Origin of the sequence: Brevundimonas naejangsanensis DSM 23858 (assembly GCF_000421705.1) — a bacterium.
GTDB classification, from domain to species: domain Bacteria; phylum Pseudomonadota; class Alphaproteobacteria; order Caulobacterales; family Caulobacteraceae; genus Brevundimonas; species Brevundimonas naejangsanensis.
On the sequence record NZ_ATXN01000005.1, the window covers coordinates 123286 to 135618 of the forward strand.

10 protein-coding genes and 1 pseudogene are annotated in these 12333 nt (G+C 67.5%); 5 read left to right on the forward strand and 6 right to left on the reverse strand.

All coding sequences use genetic code 11. The features are described 5' to 3' along the window. The first annotated feature begins 136 nt into the window (after positions 1–136). On the forward strand, positions 137–427 hold the full coding sequence (locus H556_RS0111665; protein WP_003169157.1) for an integration host factor subunit beta: 291 nt from the start codon (positions 137–139) through the stop codon (positions 425–427). A gap of 25 nt (positions 428–452) precedes the next feature. Next, complete coding sequence (mscL, locus tag H556_RS0111670; RefSeq protein WP_024354597.1) at positions 453–866, forward strand: large-conductance mechanosensitive channel protein MscL; 414 nt, start codon at positions 453–455, stop codon at positions 864–866. A gap of 43 nt (positions 867–909) precedes the next feature. Here the strand turns inward: mscL and H556_RS0111675 are convergent, their stop codons facing one another. Continuing rightward, positions 910–2076: a hypothetical protein gene (locus H556_RS0111675; protein ID WP_024354598.1), complete on the reverse strand. Its 1167-nt coding sequence runs from the start codon at positions 2074–2076 to the stop codon at positions 910–912. Between the two features lie 350 nt (positions 2077–2426). On the opposite strand from H556_RS0111675, the gene H556_RS0111680 reads away from it, so the two are divergent. Continuing rightward, the gene (locus H556_RS0111680) at positions 2427–4277 is read left to right on the forward strand and encodes a peptide MFS transporter (RefSeq protein ID WP_024354599.1); all 1851 of its coding nucleotides are present in this window, start codon (positions 2427–2429) and stop codon (positions 4275–4277) included. A gap of 148 nt (positions 4278–4425) precedes the next feature. Here H556_RS0111680 and H556_RS0111685 read toward each other — a convergent pair whose 3' ends face one another. Further along, complete coding sequence (locus tag H556_RS0111685) at positions 4426–6477, reverse strand: TonB-dependent receptor plug domain-containing protein (RefSeq protein ID WP_024354600.1); 2052 nt, start codon at positions 6475–6477, stop codon at positions 4426–4428. Between the two features lie 142 nt (positions 6478–6619). On the opposite strand from H556_RS0111685, the gene H556_RS0111690 reads away from it, so the two are divergent. Further along, complete coding sequence (locus tag H556_RS0111690) at positions 6620–7591, forward strand: TraB/GumN family protein (protein ID WP_024354601.1); 972 nt, start codon at positions 6620–6622, stop codon at positions 7589–7591. A gap of 13 nt (positions 7592–7604) precedes the next feature. On the opposite strand, the gene tldD is transcribed toward H556_RS0111690, so the two are convergent. From tldD to H556_RS15725, 4 genes and pseudogenes are all read right to left on the reverse strand, one after another. After that, positions 7605–9035 (reverse strand): metalloprotease TldD, encoded by a 1431-nt coding sequence (tldD, locus tag H556_RS0111695; RefSeq protein WP_024354602.1) that lies wholly within the window; start codon positions 9033–9035, stop codon positions 7605–7607. Between the two features lie 251 nt (positions 9036–9286). After that, on the reverse strand, positions 9287–10066 hold the full coding sequence (locus H556_RS0111700; RefSeq protein WP_024354603.1) for a GIN domain-containing protein: 780 nt from the start codon (positions 10064–10066) through the stop codon (positions 9287–9289). A gap of 26 nt (positions 10067–10092) precedes the next feature. After that, entirely contained in the window at positions 10093–10659 is a 567-nt protein-coding gene (locus H556_RS0111705) for a DUF1700 domain-containing protein (RefSeq protein WP_024354604.1), read from the reverse strand. Between the two features lie 104 nt (positions 10660–10763). Next, positions 10764–11087 (reverse strand): annotated as a pseudogene (locus H556_RS15725) (PadR family transcriptional regulator); the annotation flags it as partial. A 275-nt stretch (positions 11088–11362) separates the two neighbouring features. Between H556_RS15725 and coxB the strand changes: the two are divergent. Then, the gene (coxB, locus tag H556_RS0111715; RefSeq protein ID WP_024354606.1) at positions 11363–12322 is read left to right on the forward strand and encodes a cytochrome c oxidase subunit II; all 960 of its coding nucleotides are present in this window, start codon (positions 11363–11365) and stop codon (positions 12320–12322) included. The last annotated feature ends 11 nt before the right edge of the window (positions 12323–12333 follow it).

Sequence of the window (12333 nt, forward strand, 5' to 3'; positions counted from 1 at the left end):
ACACGGCCCATCGGCGGCGAAACCTGTCGCTGTGGAATGCAAGAAACCTTCACGACGATGCGTTTTGCCCTTTCTTCCTGTGGCGACAGGCGGTTAGGGTGTCGTCCCGGACGGTGAAACCATGGCGGGGGCCTGAATGATCAAGTCTGAACTGATCGAGAAGTTGGCGGCGGAGAACCTGCACCTCACTCATGCCGAGGTGGAGCGGGTCGTGAATGTGATCCTGGGCCGCATGACCGAGACCCTCTCGGAAGGCGGGCGTGTCGAGCTTCGCGGCTTCGGCGCCTTTTCGGTGCGCAGCCGACCGGCGCGGACGGGGCGCAATCCCCGCACCGGCGAAACGGTCGAGGTCCCGGCCAAGTCCGTGCCCTTCTTCAAGAGCGGCAAGGAACTGCGAGAGCGGCTGAACGCGTCCGGCGACGCCTGACACAATCTGAAAGACTGAAGATCAAATGAGCCTGCTGTCCGAGTTTCGGGAATTCGCCGCGCGCGGCAACGTCGTCGACCTGGCGGTCGGGGTCATCATCGGCGCCTCGTTCGGCAAGATCGTCACCAGTCTGGTGGATCAGGTGGTGATGCCGCCGATCGGCCTGCTGCTGGGCCGGGTGGACTTCTCCAAGCTGGAGTGGGTCCTGGTGCCGGAAGACCCGGCGACCGAGGCGGTCGAGAAGGTGGCCATTCAGTACGGCGCCTTCATCAACACCCTGATCCAGTTCGTGATCGTGGCCTTCGTGGTCTTCCTGATGGTCAAGATGGTCAACAAGCTGCGCCGCGAGCAGCCCGCCGAGCCTGAGGCGCCCGCTGCGCCGACGCCGACCGAGGCCCTGCTGGCCGAAATCCGCGATGAACTGAAGGCGCGCTCCTAAACGGCGGCGCCTGACGAGGGCCTGAAGAGGCCCTCGTTTCCATTCATGCCCGCGCTTCCATCGTTTGAGCGCGCATGGGCGCCGACGCCAGCCGCAGGGCGGCGCTGGCCCGCGCGGGCAGGGGGCGCAGGCAGAAGGAATAGTCGCCGTCATAGGGGGTGGGCCGCCAGCCCGCATCCTGCATCTCGTCGTCGAAGGCGATGTGACAGTGGCCCCAGCCGCCCTCGCGCCAGGCTTTTTGGCCCAGTCGGCCCAAGGCGGCGAGCAGGTCGGGCGACACCACCTGCAGCCGCACCTTGGCGGCTCCCAGCGCAGGCGCCATGCGACGCAGGCCCTCGACCAGCGCCTGGATCGCCGTTGAATCATTGTCCAGCGCGACCAGGTCGATGATCTCCAGGACCGGCGGCTCCAGCGGCGTCTGCTTGTTCAGCATGGCGACGGCGAAGCCTGTCAGTCGCCCTCCGTCGCGATAGGCCAGACACAGCGGGGGCACCGTCAGATCGGGGTCCGACAGCCGCCAGCGCATGATGTCCGGACTGCGGTCCGCCGTCAGCCGCCCCTCGGCGCGCAGGGCCGTCCAGAAACGGGCGTAGTCCGAGCGTTCCGAGAGGTCGGGGCTGAGGCTTACCCCGCCAGGCAGGCGGCTCTCAGCCTGACGCAGACGGCGCTCGCCGCTCAGCCGGGGCAGGGGCGACAGTTGTTCGCCCAGCAGGCGGGCCAGGGCCGGGGCGCGGTCCACGACCTCTCGCAGGCCCCGTCCGTACAGGCAGGCGACCGGGTCGATCAGCCAGGACAGCTTCAGCGTGTGGGTGTTCGGCGGCCAGGGAACCATGCCGTGCCGCTTGTACAGAGGGCTGGAGCGGGCGTTCGCGTTCAGCGTGTAGCGGGCGAAACAGGCGGGCTGGTCGACGAAGGCGTTGATCAGGGACCGGCTGCGGCCTCGCTGCGCCGGAGGAACGACGATGGAATAGCCCGTCGCGGCGTGCAGGCGTTGATCGTTCCGCCAGAAGCGCTGGATGAAGTTGCCGACGAAGGCCTGAGGCCCGGCGCCATGGTCGATCACCCAGCCGTGCGGAGCCTCGATCTCGGCCGAGGCCGGATTCGCCATCAACCAGCGCCAGCCCGCCGCCGACCGCTCCGGCCACCACACGCTGCGGTGCAGTCGATTGACGGCCTCGAGATCGCTCTCGTTAAACGGGCGCAACGACATGTCTGTTCGAGTCTCCTCAGCCGCATCTCGGCGTTCGGAGAGCATTCGCGAAATATGTGTAGAATGATCTAACTACCCCCAAAACGCGAACCTTGCGACGATCAGGCGCCCCTTGGCGGCCTGGATTTGGCCGTTAACGCTTGTTTGCAATCCGTGACCGTGCTGTTTCTGATCGCTTCCACGCCCGTCGGGGGCGTCAGACAATGGAGCTTGCCGTTGAGCACGACGGACGGAGGGGGCGCGCGACTTGCGCGCCGGCCCGGCACTCGAGGGGGCGACGCCCTGGCGATGGCCCAGACGGTGACTGTGAATGAAGCGACGTCGATCATGATCTGCGCGGGGGCCCAGGCATGAACATCGTCATCGCCATCGGTCTGATCATCACCCTGGTCACGGGCGTGCCCGTGCTGATGCAGATCCTGAAAAATCACCCGCGCGGACTGATCATCCTGTTCTTCGCGGAAATGTGGGAACGCTTCTCCTACTATGGGATGCGCGGCATCCTGATCTTCTTCCTGACACAGCACTTCCTGTTCAACGACGCCCAGGCCGGTTCGGCCTATGGCTCGTACACCTCGCTGGTCTACCTGCTGCCGCTGCTGGGCGGGATGATGGCCGACCGCTTCATCGGCACGCGCAAGGCCGTAGCCTTCGGCGCCCTGCTGCTGGTCGCCGGTCACGGCATGATGGCCTTCGAAGGTCGTCCCGCCACCGAAACCCTGACCTATCAGGGCGCGACCTATGAAATCTCGGCCGAGGGCCGCGGCGCCGCCCGCGACGTCGGCCTGATGGTCAACGGACAGAAATACGCCTTCGCTCCGGTCGAGAATGGCCTGGCGATCAGGGACCTGCCGCAGGACGCGCCGATTCCGGCCGTGCTGCCGACCGGCGACTACAAAATCGACGTGACCCGCGATCTGGCGGGCATCAACGTCTTCTACCTGGCGATCGCCCTGATCATCATGGGCGTGGGCTATCTGAAGCCGAACATCTCCACCATCGTGGGGCAACTGTATCCTGACGGCGACCCGCGCCGGGATTCGGGCTTCACCCTCTACTACTACGGCATCAACCTGGGGGCCTTCTGGGCCGCGGTGCTGTGCGGTTATCTGGGCCAGACGGTCGGCTGGTGGGCGGGCTTCGGCCTGGCCGGCGTCGGCATGGCGCTGGGCTGGGTCGTCTTCGTCCTGGGCAAGCCGCTGCTGCAGGGCAAGGGCGAGCCGCCGGTCGAGGGCGAGCTCAAGAAGCCCTTCCTGGGCCCGTTGAACCGCGAGTGGTCGATCTATCTGCTCAGCATTCTGGGCGTCGGCGTGGTGTGGTTCATGGTTCAGCGCAACGCCCTGGTGGGCTGGGTGCTGGGCGCCGCGACCATCGCGTCGCTGGCCTTCATCGCCTACATCATCGTCAAGGTCTGCGAGAACCGCATCCAGCGCGAGCGCATGATGCTGGCGGTGGTGCTGATCTTCGGCTCGGTGGTCTTCTTCACCCTGTTCGAACAGGCCGGCACCTCGCTGAACCTGTTCGCTGACCGTAACGTCGACCTCAGCCTGACGCCGACGGCGGTGCAGTTCCTGGGCGTCACCATCGGCACCCCGGCCCAACTGGCGGCGGCGGGCATCACGCCCACCGGCTTCTGGATCGACGCCACGGTGACGGCGGCGCAGACCCAGTCGTTCAACGCCGGCTTCATCCTGATCTTCGCGCCGATCATGGCGGCCCTGTGGGCCTTCCTGGGCAAGCGCAACATGGATCCGAACCCGGTGCTGAAGTTCGGTCTCGGCCTGCTGCAGGTCGGCCTGGGCTTCATGATCGTGGTGTGGGGCGCCGGGATGGCCGACTCGGCCTTCCAGATGCCGATCCTGCTGCTGGGCCTGCTCTACATGTTCCACACCCTGGGCGAGCTGTTCCTGTCGCCGGTGGGCCTGTCGGAGATCACCAAGCTGTCGCTGGCCAAGGTGGTCAGCTTCATGATGGCCGTGTGGTTCCTGGCCTCGTCCATCGCCCAGTACGTCGGCGGCTGGATCGCCGGTCTGGCCGGGACCGAAACGGTCGGCGGCCAGGTGCTGGACCCCGGCGCCGCCCTGCGCACCTCGCTGGAGGTGTTCGGCATGCTGGGCGTGTGGGGCATGGGCATCGGCGTCGGCTTCATCGTCCTCAGCTTCTTCATCAAGGGCTGGTCGCACGAAAAGGCGCCGCACTAAGCGTCCATGAGTAAAAAGCCGGTCCTGCGTTCGCGCGCCGGACCGGCTGACCATCAAAGGAAAGGGCGGCGCCTCGCAGGAGGCGCCGCCCTTTTCAGTTGTCCGGGGAAAGGCCCCGGCTGGCTCCGGGGCGCGTGGTTTCAGTTCCTCAGAAAGTCTTGCGCAGGCGGATCTGATAGAAGGTGCGCGGGTCGATGAAGCGGTTCTCGACAAAGGCGATCGGCCGCGTCTCGCGATCAGCGAACTGGGTGAGCTGGACGTTGAAGTCGTCCCAGATGTTGATCTGGGCGCGGATCGACAGGGTCGGCGTCGGCTTATACTCGCCCCACAGCTCATAGTAGTCGTGACCGCGCCAGCCCGAGATCTGGTCCGGCCGATAGTTGTTCTGGCCCAGCAGGGGAATCCAGGCGCCGCCCCACTGCACCTTCCACCGCGTGATGTCCTGCTGGAAGGTGATGGTCGCCTGACTGGCGCGGACGCCGGAGATGGGGCGGATCTCGCCGGTGGTCGGGTCGGTGACTTCGGTGTGGTTCCAGGTGTTGCGGAAGCCGAACTTGCCGCCCGAGACCCCCAGTTTGTCGGTTGGAATGGTGACGTTCAGCACCAGCTGGTCCAGCGTCCCGTCGCCGATATTGCCCACGGCGGCGTAACCGCCTTCCAAGGGGATGACGTCGATGGCGTCGGTGATCTCGTCATGGCGCAGGCCGATGCTGACGACGCCTTCGCCCCAGAAACGCTTCTCATAGGTCAGTTCGGCGACCCAGCGCGATTCGGGATGCAGGTTCACATTGCCGCCGAAGACATTGCCGTCGGCGAACTCGGCCGAGGCGGCGAAGTCGCTGAAGTCCAACTGACCGACGGTACGCTCCAGCCGCAGGCGCAGCTGGTTGTTGGCCGCCGGGGTCCAGGTGGCCAGCAGGCGCGGCTTGGCGAAGAAGAAGCTCTTTTCCTGATCAGCGTCGCCGGACTGGCTGATCGTCGAGGATTCCAGCCGCAGGCCGCTTTCCAGCGTCCATTTCGGGTTGATGCGCCAGGTCGCCTTGCCGAACAGTTCGCCGCGCGTCTCCTCGACCTTGACCGAGGCGGAGGGCAGGGGCTCCTCGACGCCGTCGATGGAATAGGCCTGGTCGCGCTGCATCATGTTGTAGGCGATTTCGCCGCCCGCCTCGAAATCCATCGACGGGGTCCGCTCATAGCGCACCAGGCCGCGCAGGATGGTTTCGGATGACTTGCCGTCAGAACTGAACAGTTGTTCCGGGCTCTGGACGTCAACCACCCGGCCGCGTGAGACCGAGGCCGAGTCATAGTCGCCGAACTCATGGATGAAGCGGGTTTCCAGCTTCAGCTTCTCGGACAGGGGGCGGGTGTAGACGACGCCGAACTCGCCGCTGTGGCTGTCTTCGTCATACAGGCTTTCGCGCAGCACGCCGGGCGCGGTCTGGCGGTTGATGTTGTGCCAGTCGTTGATCCCATAACGCGCCGTCAGATCGACCTTGCCGCCCAGGAAAGGACTGGAGAAGTTGCCACGGATCGAGTTCCCGCCGCCGTAGCCGTCGTTGTAGTAATCCTCGGCGCGCAGGGTCTCTCCGTTCGGGCCGACCCGGCGCAGCGGACCGGCGCCGTTGGAGTCGCTCATGGAGATGCCGTCGCTCAGGGTCACGCCCCAGGTGCGGTCGCCCTTGCGCTCGGTGAACTGATAGGAGCCGCCGAACAGGTCCTGGCCGCCCTCGAACAGATTGGCGTTGAAGGTGGCGATGTGCTCGCGGCTGACCGTGTTCTTCAGAATGACGTTGGCGACGACGGAATAGCCCTGCATCTCGATGCCCGGCGCCCCGCCCCGGATCAGTTCGATACGCTCGACCTGGCTGGCCACGGTGCGCGCCAGGACGTTGGAGCCGGTGTCGTTCTTGGAAGCCGGGCGCGCGCCGTTGATCAGGACGTTGCCGACCGCGCCCTCAAAGCCGCGCGCTCCGTCGCCGTCGTTGACCGAGAAACCGGGCACCCGGTTGACCATGTCCAGCGCCGTGTTGGGGCGCGCGTCGACGAAGAAGTCAGGGGTGAAGATCAGCACGGCCTGATCGCCGGCGACGGCAGTCTGGCGGGCGGGGGCGTCGGCCTTCTCGGCGGCCAGGGCGACGGCCGGCGCGGCGGCGCTCAGCAGCATGGCGGTGGTGGCCAGCAGGGCGCTTTTGGTGTTCATTTTTCCTCTCCCTCGGTGTCGGCAGAGGTGTGGACGGCGCGTGTTACGATCTCCAGTTACAAGCGGGACAGGTGGATTAAATCGTGGACATCATTACGGAATAGTCACGTGCGGCGGCTTTTGAAGACTTTAGAATGACCGGATGAAAGCTCGTCTTGCTCCCATCGTCCTGTCGACTTTTCTGGCGCTGTCCGTCGCGCCGGCTTCGGTTCTGGCCGCCCAGAACCAGAACGAGGCGCCGACCCGTCTGGACGAGGTGGTGGTCACTGCGCGGCGGGCGGGCGCGCCGATGTGGACGATCAGGCGCGACGGCGAAGGGGTGATGGTTCTGGTCGGCGCGATCGAGGAGGCGCCGCGCGGGTTCGAATGGCGGCCGCAGGCGCTGGAGGAGGCGGCGGCCCGCGCCGACCGCATCCTGTTCCCTCAACGGGGCCGAGCTTCGCCTGCCGACGTGCTGCGGTTGATGTGGCGCATCCGCACCATCGGCTGGCTGCCGGAGGGGACGACGACGGCCGATTACCTGACGCCCGAGGATCAGGAGCGGCTCGAGGCCCTGATGACGGGGGAAAAGACCGACCAGTGGCGGCGGTACAGCCTGTTGCTGCTGGCCATTGATCTGTTCAAGAACAAGGCGGGCGAGACGGACGCCCGGTCCGTCGGCGCCGACGACGCCGTGCGTCGCGCCGCGCGCCAGGCGCGTGTGCCGATCCGTTCGATCGGCGTGGTGCGCGGCGCCGATCTGATCGAGGGCCTGATTTCCGCCCCGCCTGAGACGCACCGCGAATGCCTGCGCGCCGCCCTGTCGGCCGCCGAGCTGGGGCCGGACGCCCTGCGTCTGCGCGCCGAGGCCTGGCGCGCGCTGAGGGTGGCCGAGGTGCTGGCCTCGCCGGTGGATCAGGCGGTGGATCGGTGCTGGCCGTGGGGCGACCCGCAGATCGGGTCGCAACTGCGCACGGAATGGACCGAGGCGGTCACCCAGGCGGTCAGCCAGCCGGGCCTGACGCTGGCGGTCGCGCCGCTGCGCCGTCTGGCCGAGCCAGGCGGGGTGCTGGACCTGCTGGAGGCGCAGGGCTTTGAGGTCGACGGTCCCGAGTGGAAGCCCGCTGCACCTTAGACAGGAGCGCCCCCTAGACCGCCGTGCCGCCGACTGTCAGGCCGCCGATCTTGAGGCTTGGCTGGCCGATGCCGACGGGGACGCCCTGACCGGCCTTGCCGCAGGTGCCGACGCCGGGGTCGAAGGCGAAGTCGTCGCCGATCATCTGGATCTGGGTCAGGGCCGTGGCGCCGTCGCCTATCAGGGTGGCGCCGCGCACCGGGGCGGTGATCCTGCCGTCCTCGATCAGATAGGCCTCGGTGCACTGGAAGACGAACTTGCCGTTGGTGATGTCCACCTGACCGCCGCCGAAGTTGGCCGCGTAGAGGCCGCGCTTGGTCGAGGCGATCATGTCGGCCTGGCTGTCCTTGCCGCCTTCCATGAAGGTGTTGGTCATGCGCGGCATGGGCGTGTGGGCGAAGGACTGGCGGCGGCCGTTGCCGGTGGCGTTCGCGCCCAGCTGACGCGCCGACAGCCGGTCGTGCATCAGGCCGACCATGATCCCGTCCTCGATCAGCACGGTGCGCGAGGTCGGGGTGCCTTCGTCGTCGAACGACAGGGAGCCGCGACGCCCGGCGATTGAGCCGTCGTCCACGACCGTCACGCCCGGCGCGGCGACCCGCTTGCCCATCATGCCGGTAAAGACCGACGAACCCTTGCGGTGGAAGTCGCCCTCGAAGCCGTGCCCCACGGCTTCGTGCAGCAGGACGCCGGGCCAGCCCGCGCCCAGCACCACGTCCATCTCGCCCGCCGGGCAGTCGACGGCCTCCAGATTGACCAGGGCCTGACGCAGGGCCTCGTCCACCTGGGCCTGCCAGCGTTCGGGCGCGACCCATTCTTCAAAGCCCGCGCGGCCGCCCGCGCCGGACGAGGCGCTCTCGCGCTTGCCGTCCTTCTCGACGGTGACGGACACGTTCAACCGGACCAGCGGACGCAGGTCGCTGAGCAGTCGCCCGTCGCCGCGCAGGATATCGATGGCGCGGCGCTCGCCGACCAGGGAGGCCGAGACCTGCACCACCCGCGGATCGCGGGCGCGGGCCCAGGCGTCGATCTCGGCCAGCAGGGCGATCTTGTCCGAGAAGGCCGGGGCCAGCAGCGGGTCGACCGGATCATAGAGGCGCTGGTTGGTGTCGCGCGGCGCCTCGGCGGCGGTTCCGTCATAGCCGCGCTTGGCGAGCGCAGCGCTGTCGGCGGCGCGGCGGATGGCGGCGGAGGAAATCTCATTGGCGTGGGCGTAACCGGCGGTCTCGCCCGCCACGACGCGCAGGCCGAAGCCTTCCACGGCGTCATAGGAGGCGCCCTTCAGCCGCCCGTCGTCGAAGACCAGGGATTCGCTCTCGGTCTTTTCGAGGAACAGCTCCCCGTCGTCGGCGCCCGACAGCGCGGTCTGCAGGATCGACAGGGCCTCGTCCGGGGCTACGCCGGCGGCGTCGAGGATGGGGGAGGGGGAGGCGACGGTGCTCATGGAGGCTAGATAGGGGTTGAGGGGGCTCGCGTCACGGGGGAAGCGGAAACCCTCTCCTGTTGGGAGAGGGCTTGAGCGCACGAGAGCGGAGCGATCGTTCTGGCGCGAAAGGGTGAGGGTTCGCGGTTGATGGGTTCGTGCGACGGCTTGCGCCGACGGACGGGACAAGCCCCTCACCCTTTCGCCTGTTCCAATCGCCTTCGGCTCTTGGAGGCTCAAGCCCTCTCCCGCCGGGAGAGGGGGAGCGTTTGTCAGTCCTGCCTCACGTCGCCCGTGCCGCTGACCGACTGGCGCAGTTCGGCGGGGCGGCGGGTCAGGCGGACCTCGCCGCTGCCCGAAACATCGACCTCGGCCTTGCCGCTGGGGCCGACGCGGACGTCGCCCGAGCCGCTGACCTGGACCTTGGCGTCCTCGACGATCAGTTCGTCGAGGCGGGCGTCGCTGGCGCCGGAGGCGTCGACCGTAACGGCGCCGGTACGACCCTGAACGCGCACGTCGGACGCGCCGGTGAGGGTAAGGTCCAGCGTCGGCTGGTCATAACCGCGGATCTTCAGTTCGGTCGGGCCGGACAGGTTGAAGGTCTTCACCGAGGGCGCCTTGATGATGATCTTCAGGGCGTCGGTCTCGCTCCAGCCGCGAATGCCGGTGCGGGTCCAGCGGACATAGCTGCGGTCGCCGCGCGGGGCTTCCTCCAGCGTCAGGCGTCCGTTGGAGAAGCGGACGCGGTTCACGACCGTCTCGGCGCCCGTGACGGTGATGCCGGGCGCGTCGGCCTGCTGGTCGTAGACGACGTCGGCGGGGACGTTGATGGCCAGACGCTCGTCGCCGGTCCATTCGATGGTGCGCGTGGCGTCGGGCGACACCTGGCCGCGCTCGACGGTGAAGCCGCTGTCGGGACCGTCGTCGTCGGTAATGACCCAGGTCCAGTCGTGGCGGGCCAGGTCGCGGCCGCCCACGGCGAAGGCGCCGCCGATGCCGACGATGGCCAGTATCAGGCCTGCGCCGGAGATGATGAGCAGATTGCGGATCATGACTGTGTTCTCCTCACTCTCTGGCTTCAGGCCTGGGGTTCCAGGGCGGGTTTGACGACGCGGTAGTGCAGGCGGGCGTACCAGACGGTGGCGTCGATCAGCCATTTGGTCAGCAGGGCCATGGTTCCGACCATGAAGATGCCCAGACCCATCAGGCCGACGCCCAGCAGCGCGGCGGCCAGCGCTCCGCCCGGCAGGCCGGTGAAGGCGCCCGCCACCATGACGAAGCCGCCGGCGATGAAGACGCCGACCCCGCCCAGCAGCAGCGACAGCACCGTGCCGAAGACGGGCAGGGCGATGGGCAGAAGGATCAGGATGTCGATGGCGCCCAGACCCAGGATGCCGAACACGGCCCCGGCGGCGGACGAGGCCGACGGCTCCTGACGCCAGCGCTGGGCGCCGGCCTCGGCCTTCAGTTCGCGGGCCAGGCGATCGGGATCGCCCAGGGCCTCGGCCACTTCGGCCTCGCTGCGCCCGGCGGCGGCGCCGTCGGCGAAGTGGGCTTCGTAGTCGGCGACGATCTCATTGGCGGCGGCGGCGGGCAGGCCCACCAGGCCGCGACGCAGGCGCGCCAGGAATTCCGCGCGGTTCATTGGTCCTCTCCCCTGTCAGCTTGGGCGATCGATTCGGTTTGGGCGCTCTGGTCAAGCAGGGCGGGCGTCTCGGCCGGGGCCTCGGCGACGATGACGGCTTCGCCTTCATCGCCCGCGATCAGGGCCTCGACAGCGCGGGCGAAGGCCCGCCACTCGCCGGTCTGGCCGTCCAGGGCGCGGCGCCCCGCATCGGTCAGGCGGTAATATTTCCGCGACGGGCCGCTGGATGATTCGACCAGGTAGGTCTCGACCAGGCCGTCGGTCTGCATCCGCCGCATCAGCGGATAGATGGTGCCTTCGCCCATGCCGATGGCGTCGGACAGGCGGCTGGCGATCTCATAGGCGTAGCTGTCGCGCCGGGCGAGCAGCGCCAGGACGCATAGCCCCAGCACGCCTTTCTTCAGTTGAACGTCGATGGTGTCGCGCATGGCCTCCCTGCGGGCCTCCCTCTTGGGCATCCCTGTCTGGATGACGAAGAGGTATCGCAAGGTATCTTGTGGTGCAAGGTAGCTGTTCAAACATGACAGCGAATTAATCGACCGCATTTTGTCGAGACGGCGCCCTAGGTGCGCTTGATCGCTTGGCAAGGGCGATCCGAGCCGATAAGGACCGGCCCATGACACGCCGAGGTCCTCTGGGCCCGGCGACGCTTGCGAATTGCTCGCAAACGTCTGCTGCTGAACGGTTAATGAGGACTTCTCGAATGGGGATGGGCATGCGAGCCATGGCGCGGTTGGGAGGCGGTATCGCCGCGACCGCCCTTGCCGCCATTTTCGCCGCGCCGGCGATGGCGCAGGATGTGTTGGGTCAGCCGACTCCGGCGGGCCTGGGCCTGCAGACGGCCGCCGCGCCGCTGGCGCATGAGGCTCACTTCTTCCACAACGTCGTGCTGATGCCGATCATCACCGCGATCTGCGTTCTGGTGCTGGTGCTGCTGGTGTGGATCGCGATCCGCTACAACAAGCGCGCCAATCCGACCCCGGCCAAGTGGAGCCACAACACCGTTATCGAGATCATCTGGACCGTGGTGCCGGTGCTGATCCTGGTCGGCATCTCCCTGTTCTCGTTCCGTCTGCTGTTCGCCTATCACGACTATCCGGATGCGGACGTCACGGTGAAGATCACGGGCAACCAGTGGAACTGGGGCTATGAATATCCGGACCAGGGCGTGGCCGAGTACATCTCGAACATGCTGCCGGAGGACAAGGCGCCCAAGCATCTGTACCGCCTGGCCGCCGATGAGCCGATGGTGGTGCCGGTGGGCGAGAACGTCCGCCTGCTGATCACCGCTTCGGACGTGATCCACGCCGTCGCCGTCCCGGCCTTCGCCATCAAGGTCGACGCTGTTCCGGGCCGTATGAACGAGACCTGGTTCCGCGCCGAGAAGGAAGGCGACTACTACGGCCAGTGCTCCGAGCTGTGCGGCGTCGACCACGCCTTCATGCCGATCCACGTCAAGGTGGTCAGCAAGCAGGCCTTCGCCGAATGGGTCGCTTCAAAGGGCGGCTCCATGACCAAGGCGGCTGATGAAGCCGCTGCTGCGGCCGCGCCCGCCGCCGCCGAAGCGCCCGCCGCTCCGGCTGCTGACGCAGCCGCCCCGACCGACGCCGCGCCTGCGGCCCCCGCAACCGCCGCCGCGCCCGCCGCGCCGGCTGCTCAGTAAGAGAGACGCGA

Excerpts from the sequence above, each read along its gene's own strand:
- coxB (WP_024354606.1), top strand. The coding sequence starts at position 11,363 with ATGGGGATGGGCATGCGAGCCATGGCGCGGTTGGGAGGCGGTATCGCC.
- tldD (WP_024354602.1), bottom strand. The coding sequence starts at position 9,035 with ATGAGCACCGTCGCCTCCCCCTCCCCCATCCTCGACGCCGCCGGCGTA.
- H556_RS0111680 (WP_024354599.1), top strand. The coding sequence starts at position 2,427 with ATGAACATCGTCATCGCCATCGGTCTGATCATCACCCTGGTCACGGGC.
- H556_RS0111690 (WP_024354601.1), top strand. The coding sequence starts at position 6,620 with ATGAAAGCTCGTCTTGCTCCCATCGTCCTGTCGACTTTTCTGGCGCTG.
- H556_RS0111665 (WP_003169157.1), top strand. The coding sequence starts at position 137 with ATGATCAAGTCTGAACTGATCGAGAAGTTGGCGGCGGAGAACCTGCAC.
- H556_RS0111685 (WP_024354600.1), bottom strand. The coding sequence starts at position 6,477 with ATGAACACCAAAAGCGCCCTGCTGGCCACCACCGCCATGCTGCTGAGC.
- mscL (WP_024354597.1), top strand. The coding sequence starts at position 453 with ATGAGCCTGCTGTCCGAGTTTCGGGAATTCGCCGCGCGCGGCAACGTC.
- H556_RS0111675 (WP_024354598.1), bottom strand. The coding sequence starts at position 2,076 with ATGTCGTTGCGCCCGTTTAACGAGAGCGATCTCGAGGCCGTCAATCGA.
- H556_RS0111705 (WP_024354604.1), bottom strand. The coding sequence starts at position 10,659 with ATGAACCGCGCGGAATTCCTGGCGCGCCTGCGTCGCGGCCTGGTGGGC.
- H556_RS0111700 (WP_024354603.1), bottom strand. The coding sequence starts at position 10,066 with ATGATCCGCAATCTGCTCATCATCTCCGGCGCAGGCCTGATACTGGCC.